Annotated in this window: 14 protein-coding genes; 3 read left to right on the forward strand and 11 right to left on the reverse strand. The window is 60.7% G+C overall.

Annotated features, from left to right (window positions below; translation table 11 throughout):
* Positions 1-3 precede the first annotated feature (3 nt).
* Positions 4-840, reverse strand: coding sequence for an amino acid ABC transporter permease (locus AC1DIH_RS12385; protein ID WP_477771873.1), 837 nt, complete (start codon positions 838-840; stop codon positions 4-6).
* The gene (locus tag AC1DIH_RS12390) at positions 837-1,658 is read right to left on the reverse strand and encodes an ABC transporter substrate-binding protein (protein WP_427532884.1); all 822 of its coding nucleotides are present in this window, start codon (positions 1,656-1,658) and stop codon (positions 837-839) included. Before AC1DIH_RS12390 ends, AC1DIH_RS12385 begins: the two co-directional genes overlap by 4 nt.
* A 113-nt stretch (positions 1,659-1,771) precedes the next feature.
* On the opposite strand from AC1DIH_RS12390, the gene AC1DIH_RS12395 reads away from it, so the two are divergent.
* The gene (locus AC1DIH_RS12395; protein ID WP_477771874.1) at positions 1,772-2,671 is read left to right on the forward strand and encodes a homocysteine S-methyltransferase family protein; all 900 of its coding nucleotides are present in this window, start codon (positions 1,772-1,774) and stop codon (positions 2,669-2,671) included.
* A gap of 33 nt (positions 2,672-2,704) precedes the next feature.
* On the opposite strand, the gene AC1DIH_RS12400 is transcribed toward AC1DIH_RS12395, so the two are convergent.
* From AC1DIH_RS12400 to AC1DIH_RS12410, 3 genes are read right to left on the reverse strand one after another with little or no spacing between them, the layout of a single operon-like run.
* Positions 2,705-3,376 (reverse strand): GNAT family N-acetyltransferase, encoded by a 672-nt coding sequence (locus AC1DIH_RS12400; protein WP_477771875.1) that lies wholly within the window; start codon positions 3,374-3,376, stop codon positions 2,705-2,707.
* A 17-nt stretch (positions 3,377-3,393) separates the two neighbouring features.
* Complete coding sequence (locus AC1DIH_RS12405; protein WP_477771876.1) at positions 3,394-3,840, reverse strand: N-acetyltransferase family protein; 447 nt, start codon at positions 3,838-3,840, stop codon at positions 3,394-3,396.
* 2 nt (positions 3,841-3,842) lie between these two features.
* Positions 3,843-4,472, reverse strand: coding sequence for an FMN-binding negative transcriptional regulator (locus AC1DIH_RS12410; RefSeq protein WP_477771877.1), 630 nt, complete (start codon positions 4,470-4,472; stop codon positions 3,843-3,845).
* Positions 4,473-4,576: 104 nt separating this feature from the next.
* Here AC1DIH_RS12410 and pdxR point away from each other — a divergent pair, with 104 nt between their 5' ends.
* The gene (pdxR, locus tag AC1DIH_RS12415) at positions 4,577-6,121 is read left to right on the forward strand and encodes a MocR-like pyridoxine biosynthesis transcription factor PdxR (protein ID WP_477771878.1); all 1,545 of its coding nucleotides are present in this window, start codon (positions 4,577-4,579) and stop codon (positions 6,119-6,121) included.
* A gap of 81 nt (positions 6,122-6,202) precedes the next feature.
* On the opposite strand, the gene AC1DIH_RS12420 is transcribed toward pdxR, so the two are convergent.
* From AC1DIH_RS12420 to AC1DIH_RS12445, 6 genes are all read right to left on the reverse strand, one after another.
* A complete protein-coding gene (locus AC1DIH_RS12420; RefSeq protein WP_477771879.1) occupies positions 6,203-7,303 on the reverse strand; it encodes a polyamine ABC transporter substrate-binding protein in 1,101 nt (366 codons plus the stop codon).
* Between the two features lie 12 nt (positions 7,304-7,315).
* Entirely contained in the window at positions 7,316-8,347 is a 1,032-nt protein-coding gene (locus AC1DIH_RS12425; protein ID WP_477771880.1) for a histone deacetylase family protein, read from the reverse strand.
* 302 nt (positions 8,348-8,649) lie between these two features.
* Positions 8,650-9,642 carry an AraC family transcriptional regulator gene (locus AC1DIH_RS12430; protein ID WP_477771881.1) on the reverse strand — a complete coding sequence of 331 codons (993 nt, stop codon included), beginning with the start codon at positions 9,640-9,642 and terminating at the stop codon, positions 8,650-8,652.
* Positions 9,643-9,805: 163 nt separating this feature from the next.
* On the reverse strand, positions 9,806-10,810 hold the full coding sequence (locus tag AC1DIH_RS12435) for an asparaginase (protein WP_477771882.1): 1,005 nt from the start codon (positions 10,808-10,810) through the stop codon (positions 9,806-9,808).
* 57 nt (positions 10,811-10,867) lie between these two features.
* Complete coding sequence (locus AC1DIH_RS12440) at positions 10,868-12,325, reverse strand: alanine/glycine:cation symporter family protein (protein ID WP_477771883.1); 1,458 nt, start codon at positions 12,323-12,325, stop codon at positions 10,868-10,870.
* Between the two features lie 485 nt (positions 12,326-12,810).
* Positions 12,811-14,235, reverse strand: a complete 1,425-nt coding sequence (locus AC1DIH_RS12445; protein ID WP_477771884.1) for an aspartate ammonia-lyase — start codon at positions 14,233-14,235, stop codon at positions 12,811-12,813.
* A gap of 180 nt (positions 14,236-14,415) precedes the next feature.
* On the opposite strand from AC1DIH_RS12445, the gene AC1DIH_RS12450 reads away from it, so the two are divergent.
* The gene (locus AC1DIH_RS12450) at positions 14,416-15,324 is read left to right on the forward strand and encodes a LysR substrate-binding domain-containing protein (RefSeq protein ID WP_477771885.1); all 909 of its coding nucleotides are present in this window, start codon (positions 14,416-14,418) and stop codon (positions 15,322-15,324) included.
* Positions 15,325-15,406 lie beyond the last annotated feature (82 nt).

Here is a 15,406-nt window from a genome sequence, read left to right on the forward strand (position 1 = left end):
CCCTTAGCTCCGCTGCTTGTACGCCTTCCCGTAATGTCGTTCCATCCGCGCCTGAATCAACTCCAGACCAATCGACAACAGCCAGTAAATGATCGCTGCCGTGCTCAGCATTTCGATGTAGCGGTAGCTGGAACGGCCATAGGACTGCGCCAGGAACATCACTTCCCAGACGCCCATCACCGAAATCAGTGATGAATCCTTGAGCATCGAGATGAATTGGTTGGTGGTGGGCGGAATGATGGTGCGCATGGCCTGTGGCAGGGTGACTCGCCAGAAGATCACCGACTCGCGCATCCCCAGCGCGAGGGAAGCTTCGCGCTGGCCGTGGGGTACGCCGACGATGCCGGCACGGAAGATTTCGCTCAGGTACGCACCGTAATTCAGCGATAACGCAATGACCCCGGCGGCAATGGCGCCGGGGACAATGCCCAACTGTGGCAGGCCGAGGTAGATCAACAGGATCTGAATCAGCAACGGTGTGCCACGAAAAAACGACGCGTAGAAACTGGCGATGCCGAACGCCACGGCACTCTTCGACAACCGTGCCAGGGCGGTGATGAAGCCCAGCAGCGACGAGGCGACGATCGAGCACAGGCACAAGAACAGTGTCAGCGCTGCGCCTTGCAAGAAGCCGTTGGGCGCCAGATGCAGGCCGATCAGGTTCGGCAGCTTGTCGAGAATGATCGAAAACTTCAGGTCGAAGCTCAGGAAGAAACTCGCGAACAGACCCAGCATCGTCGCCCAGGTCAGGTACAGGCGCGTACGAAAACCAAAGACACGTTTGAGCAATGACTCAGCCGCCGGTTGCGGCGGCTGAGGAGGTTTGGGGAAAGAAGTCATTTACTGATATCGGCGCCGATCCATTTTTGCGAGAGCTTGCTCAAGGTGCCGTCCTGTTTCAACTGGGCAAAGACTTCGCGCACTTTGCCATCCCACTGGGCGTCACCCTTTTCGATGGCCACGGAGTTGGGTTCCGAGTACAGCGGCTCGCCGGCAAGCTTGAAGCGTTTGTCTTCAGTCAGGCGCGGTTGTGCGGTTACAAGGTTGGTGAGGACCGCATCCAGTCGCACGCCGGCGCCCAGGCTCAGGTCCTGGAAGGCGACGTTGTCGGTGTCATACGGGGCGATCTGCACGTTCTCGAACGGGTACTGCAATCGGGTGTCTTCAGCGCCTTCGATCACCAGGTTCTTGTTCAGGTAGCTTTCGTAGCTGGACGCGCTGGTGAGGCCGACTTTTTTGCCGCTCAGGTCCTTGGCGCCATGGATGCGATCGTCTTTGGCATTGACCACGATCACGGCTGGCGACGCGTAGTATTCCACCGGGAAATCGAAGACTTCGGCGCGGGCCTTGCTCGGGGTCATGGAGCAGATGCAGATGTCATAGCGACCGCTCCAGCGCCCGGCAGCGATCACGTCCCAGGACGGCGTTTCGAGACGCAGTTTGACGCCAAGTTTGTCCGCCACGGCCTTGGCCACGTCGACGTCGAAACCGTCGAGCTGGTTCTGATCGTTGAGGAACGAGAACGGCGGATAGCTTTCCATCAGCACGCCCACCAACTCTTTCTTCTGCTCGATACGATCCAGCGTGGCACCGGCAAAGGCTTGGGAAGAGGCAGCGAGAATTGTCAGGCCCAGGGCCAATAGCGGTTGAAATTTCACGGGCAGTACCTGACTAAAAAAGGAGTTGTTATTAACCGAATGGTGCGTATTTAATAGTTATAAGAACGACTCTGATAGTGAGTTATTTTCATAAGCATATGAGTAAAAAGCATATGAGCGCAGGAAGCACGGTAATTCTGGATGGCGGTATGGGTCGTGAACTGCAACGCCGAGGCGCGCCGTTCAGGCAGCCCGAGTGGTCCGCGCTGGCGTTGAGCGAAGCACCGCAAGCGGTTGAGGCCGTCCATACGGCTTATATAGAAAACGGTGCAAACGTGATCACCAGCAACAGCTACGCGGTGGTGCCGTTTCATATCGGTGAAGAACGTTTTGCAGCTGAAGGTCAGGCGCTCGCCGCATTGGCGGGGGAGCTGGCACGGCGTGCAGCCGACGCGGCTAAACAGCCCGTGCGTGTGGCGGGTTCATTGCCGCCGCTGTTCGGCTCCTATCGCCCGGACCTTTTTGATGCTGCCCGGGTGACTGAGTTGCTGACGCCATTGGTCACGGGGCTGGCACCTCATGTCGACCTGTGGCTGGCTGAAACCCAGAGTTCGATTGTCGAGGCACGGGCTATTCATGCCGGTTTGCCAAAGGACGGTAAGCCGTTCTGGTTGTCGTTTACCCTGAAGGATGAAGACACGGACGAAGTACCGCGTTTGCGTTCAGGTGAACCCGTGGCCGATGCCGCTGCGGTGGCCGCAGAGCTGGGGGTCGAGACGCTGCTGTTCAACTGCAGCCAGCCGGAAGTAATCGGTGCGGCGATTGATGCTGCGCGGGAAACCTTCGAGCGTTTGGGTGTGAAAGTCCACATCGGCGCGTACGCCAACGCCTTCCCGCCGCAACCGAAAGAGGCCACGGCCAATGATGGTCTGGACCCGTTGCGCGAGGACCTCGATCCGCCTGGTTACCTGCATTGGGCGGCCGATTGGCAGAAGCGCGGCGCCAGCCATCTCGGTGGTTGCTGCGGGATTGGCCCGGAGCATATAGCGGTGTTGGCGCAGCATTTGGCCTAAAGATTATTCCCACGCAGAGCGTGGGAACAGTCATCAGGCGCGGCATTCAGCCAGGGTTTTCAACTGACCCGAATCCGTCTGGTTCTCATCCGACAGCCACTTCTCAAACCCCGCCCCAATCGCCGGCCACTCCGAGTCCAGGATCGAATACCACGCGGTGTCGCGGTTCTGGCCCTTGACCACCATGTGCTGGCGAAACACGCCTTCGAAGCTGAAACCCAGGCGTTCGGCGGCGTATTTGGAGCGGGCGTTGCCGTTGTTGCACTTCCACTCCAGGCGACGGTAGCCCAGGGCGAACGATTCCTTGGCCAGCAGGTACACCGCTTCGGTGCTTTTCGGTGAGCGCTGCATCGCTGCGCCAAAGGTGACGTGGCCGATTTCAATGCGGCCGTGGGCCGGGACGATCGACATCAGGCTGAGCATGCCCTGCACATCGCCGCTGGTGCGGTCGACGATGCAGAAGAAATACGGGTCGCTGTTGGCGGCGTGGTTGTTCAGCCAATCGTTGAACGCGCTGCGTTCCGGGAACGGGCCGTAAGGCAAGTAATCCCACAGCTTCGGGTCGGCGCCCGGGCCTTGCAGGGCTTTGAACAAGCCGTCGGCGTGGCGCGCCGGGTCGAGTTTTTCCAGGCGAATGAAGCGTCCTTCGATCAGTTGAACCGAGGGCGCTGGAGCGCCTTTCCAGTCAGCGAGTGAAGTCGACATATTGCTCTCCTTGAGCCTTAAAGGGCTTTGCGAAACTGGATGAAACCAGGGCGTTCGGCGATGCGCTCGTAGAGCTGGATCGCGGTGGCGTTGGTTTCGTGGGTCAGCCAATGAACCTTGCAGCAACCGTCCGCCTTGGCAGTGGCGTAGACGAATTCGATCAGCTTGCGTCCGACGCCGGTGCCACGGGTTTCGGGCGTCACCAGCAAGTCTTGCAGGTAGCAGGAGTTTTCGATGCTCCAGTTCGAGCGGTGATAGATGAAATGCACCATGCCCACCGCTTTGCCATCGGCCCAGGCGAGGGCGGCGTGAGTCGGCTCGCTCGGGTCGAGGAACCGTTGCCAGGTGCTGTGGCTGACAGCCTCCGGCAGCTCGGTGTCGTAGAAGTGCAGGTAGGCTTGCCACAACGGCAGCCAGGCTGCGTGGTCATCGGCGGTAACGCGGCGAATCTCGATTTGACTCATGATCATTCCTTGGGCATCAAATGGGCGAGGGCCTGGTCGTGCGGGCTGGCGCTGGCGATCAGCCCTTCGCGCACGCCGGCGATGTCTGCGGTACTGCGGTTCTGGTTGAGCTTGCGCTTGCCTTCCAGGCGCTGGATCGGCAAGGCAAAGCCAACGATGGCCTTGAGCATGCCATCAATGTAGTGGGGCGGTGCATCGTCGACTTTCCATGGCTTGGCACGGCCGCGCTCATGGAGATCAGTCAGGGCGCTGACCACATTGCGCAGGCGATGAGCATCGCTGAACACTTCGGCGTTGCCATAGGCGTGTACCGCCACATAGTTCCAGGTGGGCACGACTTTGCCATGGTCCGCTTTGCTGGGGTAGTACGACGGGCTGACGTAAGCATCGGCCCCGGCAAAAATCACCAGCGCCTCGGCCCCGGCTTCCAGCTCCTGCCACTGTGGATTGGCTCGGGCCAAGTGGCCGTAAAGAGTGCCATTCGGCCCTTGTTCCGGGCTGAACAACAGCGGTACATGGCTGGCCTGCAAACCCTGCTCGCCGTGAGTGACGAGGATGGCCAGGCGTGTGTCGAGGATCTGCTGATGCAGGGCGGGAAGGTCTTCGATGGCAAATGCGCTGGGGGTATACATGGATATTTTCCTTGGCGAATGCCTTTATCCTAGGCAGGCTATTGGTCTGTTGTAAGAGCCATTAACGGCCAATTTCGTAGGTCCATTAGCGAGGCTCCATTGCCATGAACAACCCGCTGCTGTCCCTGTCGTTCAACCCGGCGGGTATCGAACTCGATCGCCGTCAGGGCTTGAGTCGTCAGCTCTATCAGGCCTTGCGCCTGCGTGTGCTCGACGGTCGGCTGGTGAGTGGCACACGCTTGCCTGCCAGCCGCGATCTGGCTGCGGCGTTGTCGATTTCGCGCAATAGCGTGGTCCGTGCGTACGATCAGCTCTATGCCGAAGGTTTCATCGAGGGGCGGGTCGGTGATGGCACCTACGTGGCGCAATTGCCGCAAACCGCGTTGCCCGCGAGAAAATTATCCACAAAAGTATCCACAGGGTTATCAACAGGCTTACCCACAGGGTTATCCACAAAAATGCTGGATTTACCTGTGATTACATCCAGTAAAGTTATCCACAGCGGTGCTTTGGAGCGGATCGAGAAGCATCATTTGACCAGGCCCGCGGGTGGTCCGCCGAGGGCTTTTCGGGTCGGTGTACCGGCCTTTGACCTGTTCCCGTTCGAGGTCTGGGCCAAGCTGAATGCGGCTTTCTGGCGCAAGCCGGATTTACAGCAGCTGTGTTACGGCGCGCCCGAAGGTGACGAACGCTTGCGCGGATTGATCGCGGCCTATCTGCGCAGCGCGCGCGGCATGCAGTGCAGTGCTGAGCAAATTGTGATCACCAGTGGCGCACAGCAGGGGATTAGCCTTTGTGCACAGCTGCTGGTGGAGCCCGGCGATGGGGTGGCTGTGGAAAACCCCGGCTATCGCGCGGCTGGGCATGCCTTTGCCGTAGCAGGGGCGCATTTGCATGGGGTCTCGGTGGACAACGAAGGCATCAATTGTGCCGAACTGGCTGAGGTGAGCGACTGTCGATTGGCCTACGTCACGCCGTCTCATCAATATCCGACCGGGGTGATCATGAGCCTGGCGCGGCGTCTGGAATTGCTCGCCTGGGCTGAACGCACTGACGGCTGGATCATCGAGGACGACTACGACGGCGAGTATCGCTACAGCGGCGCCCCTCTGGCGCCCTTGGCGGCGTTGGATCGACAGGGCCGGGTGCTTTACGTCGGCACCTTCGGCAAAGTCGCGTTTCCGGCATTACGCCTGGGTTATCTGGTGTTGCCGATGGGCCTGGTAGAGGCGTTTGCCCAGCGTCGTGCGGTGGATGTGCGCCATTCCGAGGTGAGCACTCAGGCGGTGATGGCCGAGTTCATGGCTGCCGGGCATTTTCAGCGGCATATTCGCCGTATGCGGCGCGCGGCCTTGAGTCGGCGCAACACGCTGTTGGCGGGTTGGCCTGTGGATATCCCAGGGGTTGGCAGCCTGCCAGGTGTCGCGGCGGGTCTGCACTTGACGGTGGCGGTCGACTCTCAGGCCCGTGAACGTGAATTGATCGACGCCGCGGCGAGTGTCGATGTCGAGATCAGTGGCCTGAGCCGCTATTGGCTGCCGGAGTCATGCACCCCGCCAGACCAGCGCGCCGGGCTGGTGCTGGGTTTCGCGGCGGTGCCCGAGGAGGCGATCAAGGCAGCGCTCGGGCGGTTGAAAAAGGTCTGGTGACGTTGATGCCTGAAGGGTTGAGTCTCCGTCACAAAAAGACCCGCACGAGTGCGGGTCTCCGGTTTCAGCGTATTGAGCGTTTCAGGTACCGGACTTGATCTTGGTCCAGGCCCGGGTCCGCGCCCGTTCCGCATCGCGCGGCAACGGTTGCAGGGTGTAGAGCATGCTCATGGCCGCTTCGGTCGGGTACAGGTTCGGGTTGGTGCGGATCGCCGGGTCAACCATTTCCGTAGCGTCCTTGTTCGGGTTCGGATAACCGACAAAGTCGCTGACCGGCGCAATGACTTTCGGTTGCAACAGGTAGTTCATGAAGGTGTAGGCGTCTTCCGGGTCTTTTGCCCCTTTCGGGATCGCAAGCATGTCGAACCAGATCGGCGCGCCTTCCTTCGGCAGCCGCATGTCGACGATCACTCCGTTCTTGGCTTCCTTGGCGCGGTTGGCGGCCTGGGAGAAGCTGCCGGAGTAACCGACGGCGACACAGATATCACCGTTGGCGATGTCGGCCATGTACTTGGACGAGTGGAAGTAGGTGATGTACGGGCGAATCTTCATCAGCAACGCTTCAGCCTTGTCGTAGTCCGCAGGCTTTTTGCTGTTCGGGTCCAGGCCCAGGTGCTGCAGGGCCAGCGGCAGGATCTCCGACGGCGAGTCGAGCAGGGCCACGCCGCACTGCTTGAGTTTGCTGATGTTCTCTTCCTTGAAGATCAGGTCCCAGCTGTCTACCGGTGCGTTGGTACCCAGCGCGGCCTTGACTTTGTCCGGGTTGAAGCCGATCAGGATGGTGCCGTACATGTACGGCACGGCGAATTTGTTGCCTGGGTCGTTGGCTTCGATCAGCTTCATCAGCTTGGGATCGAGGTGGTTCCAGTTCGGCAGTTTGCTGCGGTCCAGCGGCTGGAATACCCCGGCTTCGATCTGCTTGGCGAGAAACACGTTGGACGGCACCACCACGTCGTAACCGGAGTTGCCGGTGAGCAGTTTGGCTTCCAGCGCTTCGTTGGTGTCGAAAATGTCGTAGACCAGTTTGACCTTGGTGTTCTCGGCCTTGAAGTCTTCCAGGGCTTTGGGGGTGATGTAGTCGAACCAGTTGTAGACCCGCAAGGTGCGCTCTTCGGCATGCACAGCAGTGCTGAGAACTGCTGTGCACAGAGCCGGGATGATAAAACGCTTGAGTTGATTCATTGTTCTAATTCCTCATTGGGCGCTTTTGAAACCTTCGAGAACGTTCACGGCATTGATGCCGATTTCTTCCACCGCGTAGCCGCCTTCCATCACGAACAGGGTCGGCTTGCCAAGGGCGCCGATGCGTTCGCCCATCGCCAGGTAATCCGGGCTGTCGAGCTTGAACTGGGAGATCGGATCGTCCTTGAAGGTGTCCACGCCCAGGGACACGACCACGATGTCGGCGCCGTAGCGTTCGATCTCTTTGCAGGCCTGCTCCAGCGCCGCACTCCAGGTGTCCCAGCCGGAACCTGCGGGCAGCGGGTAGTTGAAGTTGAAACCTTCTCCTGCGCCTTCGCCGCGCTCGTCTTCGTAACCGAGGAAGAATGGAAATTCAGCTTCCGGGTGGCCGTGGATCGAGGTGAACAGCACATCGCTGCGCTGATAGAAAATCGATTGGGTGCCGTTGCCGTGGTGGTAGTCGACGTCGAGGATCGCGACTTTCTGGTGGCCTTGATCGAGGAATGCCTGGGCGGCGATGGCGGCGTTGTTGAGGTAGCAATAACCGCCCATCAAGTCGCAGGCAGCGTGATGTCCCGGTGGACGGCACAGGGCAAACGCACTGCGGGCGCCGCGTTGAATCGCGGCCTGGGCGGTCAGCGCCACTTGCGCTGCGCTATACGCTGCTTGCCAGGTGCCGGCGGTGATCGGTGCGCCGCCGTCGAAGCTGTAATAGCCGAGTTGGCCGTGCAGGCTTTTCGGGATGACCGTGCGCAGGGTGCGTGCCGGCCAGGTGTACGGCAGCAAATCGCCGTCGCGTTCGAACTCGGTCCAGCGCTGCCAGGCGCCTTTGAAGAAGGTCAGGTAGTCGTCGCTGTGGATGCGCTGGATCGGCCCCAGGCCAAAATCCTGCGGCGCTTGCACCGGCCCCAGGTTGCGGGATTGAACGCGTGCCAGAACGTGGTCGGCGCGCGAGGGCATTTCGAAGCAGGGCATCAGTTGCCCGTCCATCAATTCGCAGCGTCCGTGGTGCAGGTGGTGATCGTCCGAGTAGATCGTCAGCATTTTCTTGTTCTCCGCAGGCTGATTCGGTTGAACACAGTCTTGCGGCGTGCGGCAATTCAGAGAACGGCAGGAAAGGCCAAAAGGGGATCAATATGGCCAAAACCTATGACCGAAATTCGCCCCTTATTGGCGCGAGTGTGCCCCGGCTCAGGGCATGGAATGCTGAGCTGTCTGCGGGATTCCGAGTGTTCTTGAGGGCGCTATCGCGAGCAGGCTCGCTCCCACATTGGATCTGTGATCAACGCAAATCCTCTGTGGGAGCGAGCCTGCTCGCGATGACGGTGGCCAGGAAACCACAGCACTCAAGGCCTGAACTGGCTCGGCGCCACGCCGCTCCAGCGCACAAACGCATGGCGGAAGCTTGCAGTCTCGCTGAAGCCCAGCGCCTCGGCGATGCGATAGATCGGCAGTTGATCTTCGTACAGCATCTGCTTGGCCCGCTCAAAGCGCAGTTCGTCGAGCAATTCCTGATAGCTGCACCCCAGATCCTTCAGGTGCCGACGCAGAGTCCGCGCCGAGCAGTTCATCTGTTCGGCCAGGCCTTCCAGGCCTGGCGCGGCGTCGAGTTGAGCGGTGAGCAGTTGGCGGATCCGCCCCAGCCACGCCTGGCGGCCGGTGAATTCGGTGTTCTGCTTGCGACAGCGTTCGGCCATGGCCTGATGGGTGATGCTGTCGGCCAGCGGCAAGGGCTGGTCCAGCCAGTGTTTGTCGAAGGCGAAGGCGTTATCGGAGCTGTCGAAGCGCAGGGAGCAATCAAAGTGCGTCGCATAGCTGGCCTGATAATCCGGTGCCGAATGTTCGAAACGGGCACCCAGCAGCGGCAGGGGATGACCGAGCAGGTCGTCGCAGATGACTTTCAGCGAGACCAGGCAGAACTCGGCGTTGAACACCGCCAGTGCCGGATTTTCCCGGTAGTCGGCGGCGGCGAACCAGATTCGCTCGCCATCTTCCTCAAGGCTCAGCTCGAACAGTGTTCCCAACAGCGCCGGATAGCGCAGCGCCAGGCGCAAAGCGTCACCGAAGGTGGCACTGGTGAGCAGGGCATAACCGAGTATGCCGTAGGACGAAACGTGCATCCGCCGGCCCAGTTCCAGGCCAATGTCACGCTTGAGCGCGACCGCGTTGGCACAGACCTGCATTTCCTGGTTGGTGGTGATTCGGGTGTCGGCGCGGCTCAGATCCGCCGCGCTGATGCCGCTGCCGGCCAGCAGCGCCTCACTTGAAAGCCCGTCGGCCTTGAAGGCGTTGAGCACCAGGGAAACGGCGTTGAGGGTGGTGAGGTGGGAGTGGAGCATGGGCGATTCCGGCGTGAGAGTGCCGGAAAGGGGAGCAAGTTGTATGCCGAGCCACAATCCTGTGGGAGCGGGCTTGCTCGCGAAAGCGGAGTGTCAGTCACATCAATGTTGGATGTGCCACCGTATTCGCGAGCAAGCCCGCTCCCACAGGTTTTGTGTGGTGTCAGATCAGTTCGCCGCAGAGGTCCAGCTCAACGAACCGCCGAACCTCTGCCGTATCCAGGTCTGCACCCAACAGCGCATGCAATTTGCCAAACGCCGCTTCACGGGTCATGCCGCCGCCGGACAACACGCCCACGCCACGCAAGCGACTGCCGGCCTCGTAGACATCCAGTTCAATCCCGCCTTCATGGCACTGGGTGATCGCGACCACCACGATCCCCTGATCCCGCGCACGCGCGAGGCTGGCGAGGAACTCAGGGTTATCGCTCGGCCCGGTGCCGCTGCCGAAGCATTCCAGCACCAGCCCCTGGATGCCGCTGTTCAGCACACCATCGAGCTGCTGCGCGCCGATGCCGGGGAACAGTGGCAGCACGCCGACCTTGGCCAGTTGCTTGGGCCGACGGTACTCAAGCGCTGCCGGCAGAACAGGTGCTTTGACGCCTGCGCCCTGGCGTTTCAAACGAGCAAACGGGTGCCGGCCGAAGCTGCGAATCTTCGCGCAACGGGTCGGGTCCAGCAGCTCGCCGTGGAAGTACAACTGCACGCCCGGTGCCAGGCCTTGGCCGAGGGCGACCAGTGCACCGCTGAGGTTTTCCCAGGCATCGCTGTCAGGCACACCGGCCGGCAGCATGGAGCCGGTAAACAGCACCCGTGCGTGCAGGCCGAGCAATTGGAAGCTCATGGCGGCGGCGCTGTAGGCCAGGGTGTCGGTGCCGTGCAGGATCAGCACGCTGTCGCAGCCGTCGACGTCGACCGCTTCGATGACCGCGTCGCGCAGGCGCTGCCAGTAGGCCGGGGTCATGTTGGCGCTGTCGATCAGCGGGGTCATTTCTCGGAAGCGCCAGTTCGGCACCACCAGATCAGGCTGGCTATGCAGGTAGTCGCGCATCCGGGCTTCGAAACCGGACGCGGGGGCCAGACCGTTGGCGCTGGCTTGCATGCCAATGGTGCCACCGGTGTAGAGCACCATGACATGCTGCGCAGCAGGGTAGGAATTGGAAATCATCAGGTGGTCTCCGCAAGAGATGACTGTGGGAGCGAGCCTGCTCGCGATAGCGGCATGTCAGACACCACTATGTCGACTGGTCACGCCCTGCGGCTCGGCTTCGGCTTTCGGAGCGGCGGCTGGCGGGTTGGCTGGCCAGGCTTTGAGGTCCAGGTCCAGGTCCGGGAATTTGCTGGAGTCGAACACTGGGGTCTTGATCCCGGCGCGGCGTTGAGCGTCGTAGTCATTCAGGATGCGCATGCCAACGTTGAACAGCAGGAACAAGGCGATCAGGTTCACGAACGCGAGCATGGTCATGGTGATGTCGGCGAAGGCGAACACGGTGCTCAGGTTTTCGATGGCACCCCAGAAGATCAACGCCAGCACCATTGCGCGGTAGCCGATCAGCACCTTGCGGTTTTCACCGACCAGGAAACGCAGGTTGCTCTCGCCCAGGTAGTAGTTGTAGAGGATCGAGGTGAACACGAACAACGCCAGCGCTACGCTGATGAACATCCGGCCCCAATCACCGACTACGGCAGCCAGGGAGTTCTGGGTCAGGGCAATGCCGTCGCCTTCGAAGCCTGGTGTGTAGAAGCCCGACAGCAAGATCAGCAATGCAGTGCAGGTGCAGATCACGAAGGTGTCGAGGAACACGCTGAACGCCTGAACCACGCCTTGTGCGACCGGGTGCTCGACCGAAGCCACGGCTGCAACGTTAGGCGCACTGCCCAGGCCGGCTTCGTTGGCGAACACGCCGCGCTTCACGCCCATGACGATGGCGCTGCCGATCAGGCCGCCGAAGGCCTGGTCCAGACCGAATGCGCTCTTGACGATGGTCACCAGCATGCCCGGCACATGGTCGAATTGCAGCACGATCACGTAGATGGTCACGCCGATGTAGACCAGGGTCTTCACCGGTACCAGCAGGTCGGCCACTTTGGCGATCCGCTTGATCCCGCCGATAAACACCAGGCCCAACAGCACCGCAAGGCCCAGGCCGGTGTAGGTGGTGTTCAGGCCGAAGGCGTTATTGAGCGAGTGGGTCACGGCATGGGATTGCAGACCGTTGAAGGCGAACCCGAAGGTCACCAGCAACAGGAATGCCATGATCATGCCCAACCAGCGCTTCTGCAGGCCGTGCTGGATGTAGTAGGACGGGCCGCCACGGTACTGGCCTTCGGAGTCGCAGCGCTTGTAGAGCTGGCCGAGGGAGCATTCGAAGAAGCTGCTGGACATGCCGACCAGTGCGGTTACCCACATCCAGAACACTGCGCCCGGGCCACCGAGGGTCACGGCGATGCCGACACCCGCGATGTTGCCTGCACCGACTCGGCCGGCGAGGCTCAGCATCAGGGCCTGGAACGAGCTGAGTTGCTCGCTGCTACTACGCAGGCTGTCCTTGAAGACCGAGAACATGTGAAGGAAGTGACGCAATTGGACGAAACGCGAGCGGATCGTGAAGTAGCTACCGAGCCCGACAATGAGCACGATCAGTACTTTCCCTGAGAGGAAGTCGTTGATGACTTCGAGCATGGAGTATTCCTCGCTGTTTTTTGTGTAGGCGATTGTTGGCGGTTCGAAACATCGCGTTACACCGGCCTGTGCACGGCACAACGGATGGGGCGATGTTCGTCCCGGATGCAAATCGCGGGTTTGTTATTAGTTCGGGTTCCGCATGGGTTATGGCCTCGTTACCGACGACCGCTCACGCGAAGAGGGGCGGCACTATACCGATCAGTGCGGCGCCCGTCTGCACAGTTGTGGTGCAAGCGATAAAACGAAGCTTTGAAACACCTGACTTTTTCGGGTCAGGCTCATGTGGGAGCGAGCCTGCTCGCGATGCAGACACCGCGGTTTATCAGAGGCTCCGCGTTATTGCTCATCGCGAGTAGGCTCGCTCCCACAGAAGTCTTTTTTCCTGCAAAAGAGTTAAAAAAAAGGGCCTGGAGAATGAACTCCAGGCCCTCAAAAGGTGAGAGGTGTCTAGTCCCTCGACCTGGTGAGCAGTAACTACAGCGTTAGGCTTTCAGTGGTACCAGACGCGGAGCAATCATGTTTTCCGGGCGCAGGATGTCGGCGAGCATCGCGTCGTCGAGCAGGCCTTCTTCGCGCACCAGTTCCAGCACGCCGCGGCCGCTTTCAAGAGCAACACGGGCGATGCGGGTGGCGTTTTCATAGCCGATGTACGGGTTCAGCGCGGTGACCAGGCCGATCGAGTGTTCGACCAGTTCGCGGCAGCGGGCTTCGTTGGCGGTGATGCCGACGATGCAGTGCTCGCGCAGCATGTCCATGGCGCGTTGCAGCAGGCGGATCGAGTCGAAGATCTTGAAGGCGATCAACGGCTCCATCACGTTCAGTTGCAGTTGACCGCCTTCGGCCGCGATGGTCAGTGCCAGGTCGTTACCGATGATCTGGAAGGCCACCTGGTTAACAGCTTCCGGAATAACCGGGTTGACCTTGCCTGGCATGATCGAGCTGCCTGGCTGACGCGCTGGCAGGTTGATTTCATTGATGCCGGTGCGTGGGCCGCTGGACAGCAGACGCAAGTCGTTGCAGATCTTCGACAGCTTGACCGCGGTACGCTTGAGCATGCCGGAGAACAGCACGAAGGCGCCCATGTCGGAAGTGGCTTCGATCAGGTCGGCGGCCGGTACCAGCGGTTGACCGCTGATCAGTGCCAGACGCTCAACGGCCAGGTGCTGGTAGCGCGGGTCGGCGTTGATGCCGGTACCGATCGCGGTGCCGCCCAGGTTCACTTCGGTCAGCAGTTCCGGTGCCAGTGTCTTCAGGCGTGCCAGGTCTTCGCTCAGGGTAGTGGCGAAGGCGCGGAATTCCTGGCCAAGGGTCATCGGCACGGCGTCTTGCAGCTGGGTACGACCCATCTTCAGAACGTGGCTGAATTCTTCACCTTTGGCAGCGAACGACTGGATCAGGCTGTCGAGGCTGGCGAGCAGGGCGTCGTGACCCAACAGCAGACCCAGGCGGATGGCCGTCGGGTAGGCGTCGTTGGTCGACTGCGCCATGTTCACGTCGTTGTTCGGGTGCAGGTATTGGTATTCGCCCTTGCTGTGGCCCATGGCCTCCAGCGCGATGTTGGCGATGACTTCGTTGGCATTCATGTTGGTTGAAGTGCCAGCGCCGCCTTGAATCATGTCCACCACGAACTCTTCGTGGAAATCGCCGCGGATCAGACGGGCACACGCTTCGCTGATGGCAGCGTGCTTGACGTCGCTCAGGTGACCCAGCTCGCGGTTGGCGTCAGCAGCAGCCTGCTTGACCATTGCCAGACCCACAACCAGCTTCGGGTAATGCGAAATCGGAACGCCGGAGAGACGGAAGTTGTTCACCGCTCGCAGGGTCTGGATGCCGTAATACGCTTGAGCCGGTACTTCGAGTACGCCAAGCAGGTCTTTTTCTGTGCGGAAAGATGCAGCGGAGGACATGATAGAAATCATCTCGATATGGACCCGGTCTGTGCCGGAACGCTGCGAATGCTAGGCTTGTGGAAAATTTTGGGCCAATGCTGTTAAGCACTGCCCTATGCACATTCGGCATAATGCCCGTGTGACGCCGTGTGTACGGCAAGCGTGTGACCTAAATTGGTGCGTGTCCGGGAGGACGTGATGAATCTGGAAAGCAAATGGCTCGAGGACTTTAGTGCCCTGGCCGCCACCCGCAGCTTTTCGCAGGCCGCCGAACGGCGCTTTGTGACTCAGCCGGCATTCAGCCGGCGGATCCGCAGCCTGGAAGCCGCGCTGGGGCTGACCCTGGTCAATCGCTCGCGCACGCCCATCGAATTGACGGCGGCGGGTCAGCTGTTTCTGGTCACGGCTCGCACGGTGGTCGAGCAGCTCGGCGAAGTGCTGCGGCATTTGCATCACCTTGAAGGCGGGCAGGGTGAAGTGATGCAAGTCGCTGCCGCTCACTCCCTGGCCCTGGGTTTCTTTCCACGCTGGATTGCGCAACTGCGCAATGAAGGCCTGAACATTGCCACGCGGCTGGTAGCGACCAACGTGGGCGACGCTGTGCACGCCCTGCGCGAAGGCGGCTGCGACCTGATGCTGGCGTTTTATGACCCGGATGCGGCCATGCAAATGGATCCGGAGATTTTCCCGTCACTGCACCTGGGCGATACCGAGATGCTTCCGGTCTGCGCGGCCGATGCCGACGGCAAGCCGCTATTCGACCTCGAGGGCGAGGCCAGCGTGCCGTTGCTGGCCTACAGCGCCGGGGCTTTTCTCGGGCGTTCGGTGAACATGCTGCTGCGCCAGCGCGCGCTGCGTTTCACCACCATTTATGAAACCGCCATGGCCGACAGCCTGAAAAGCATGGCGCTGGAAGGGCTGGGCATCGCCTGGGTGCCGCAACTCAGCGTGCGCGCCGAACTGGCGCGCGGCGAGCTGGTGGTCTGCGGTGGCCCGCAATGGCATGTGCCGCTGGAGATTCGCCTGTATCGCTGCGCGCTGGTGCGCAAGGCGAATGTGCGGTTGTTGTGGCGCAAGCTGGAAAGTGGCGCGGCGCAGGGTTCTTGAGCACATCGACCAACCTGTGGGAGCGAGCCTGCTCGCGATGACGGACTAACATTCAACATCAATAGTGAATGTCCTGACGCTA

It is taken from the genome of Pseudomonas sp. 05N36, assembly GCF_056397385.1.

What these genes read in the sequence shown, in the direction of transcription:
- AC1DIH_RS12385 (WP_477771873.1), bottom strand. Translation starts at nt 840, where the DNA reads ATGACTTCTTTCCCCAAACCTCCTCAGCCGCCGCAACCGGCGGCTGAG.
- AC1DIH_RS12395 (WP_477771874.1), top strand. Translation starts at nt 1,772, where the DNA reads ATGAGCGCAGGAAGCACGGTAATTCTGGATGGCGGTATGGGTCGTGAA.
- AC1DIH_RS12400 (WP_477771875.1), bottom strand. Translation starts at nt 3,376, where the DNA reads ATGTCGACTTCACTCGCTGACTGGAAAGGCGCTCCAGCGCCCTCGGTT.
- AC1DIH_RS12405 (WP_477771876.1), bottom strand. Translation starts at nt 3,840, where the DNA reads ATGAGTCAAATCGAGATTCGCCGCGTTACCGCCGATGACCACGCAGCC.
- AC1DIH_RS12410 (WP_477771877.1), bottom strand. Translation starts at nt 4,472, where the DNA reads ATGTATACCCCCAGCGCATTTGCCATCGAAGACCTTCCCGCCCTGCAT.
- pdxR (WP_477771878.1), top strand. Translation starts at nt 4,577, where the DNA reads ATGAACAACCCGCTGCTGTCCCTGTCGTTCAACCCGGCGGGTATCGAA.
- AC1DIH_RS12420 (WP_477771879.1), bottom strand. Translation starts at nt 7,303, where the DNA reads ATGAATCAACTCAAGCGTTTTATCATCCCGGCTCTGTGCACAGCAGTT.
- AC1DIH_RS12425 (WP_477771880.1), bottom strand. Translation starts at nt 8,347, where the DNA reads ATGCTGACGATCTACTCGGACGATCACCACCTGCACCACGGACGCTGC.
- AC1DIH_RS12430 (WP_477771881.1), bottom strand. Translation starts at nt 9,642, where the DNA reads ATGCTCCACTCCCACCTCACCACCCTCAACGCCGTTTCCCTGGTGCTC.
- AC1DIH_RS12435 (WP_477771882.1), bottom strand. Translation starts at nt 10,810, where the DNA reads ATGATTTCCAATTCCTACCCTGCTGCGCAGCATGTCATGGTGCTCTAC.
- AC1DIH_RS12440 (WP_477771883.1), bottom strand. Translation starts at nt 12,325, where the DNA reads ATGCTCGAAGTCATCAACGACTTCCTCTCAGGGAAAGTACTGATCGTG.
- AC1DIH_RS12445 (WP_477771884.1), bottom strand. Translation starts at nt 14,235, where the DNA reads ATGTCCTCCGCTGCATCTTTCCGCACAGAAAAAGACCTGCTTGGCGTA.
- AC1DIH_RS12450 (WP_477771885.1), top strand. Translation starts at nt 14,416, where the DNA reads ATGAATCTGGAAAGCAAATGGCTCGAGGACTTTAGTGCCCTGGCCGCC.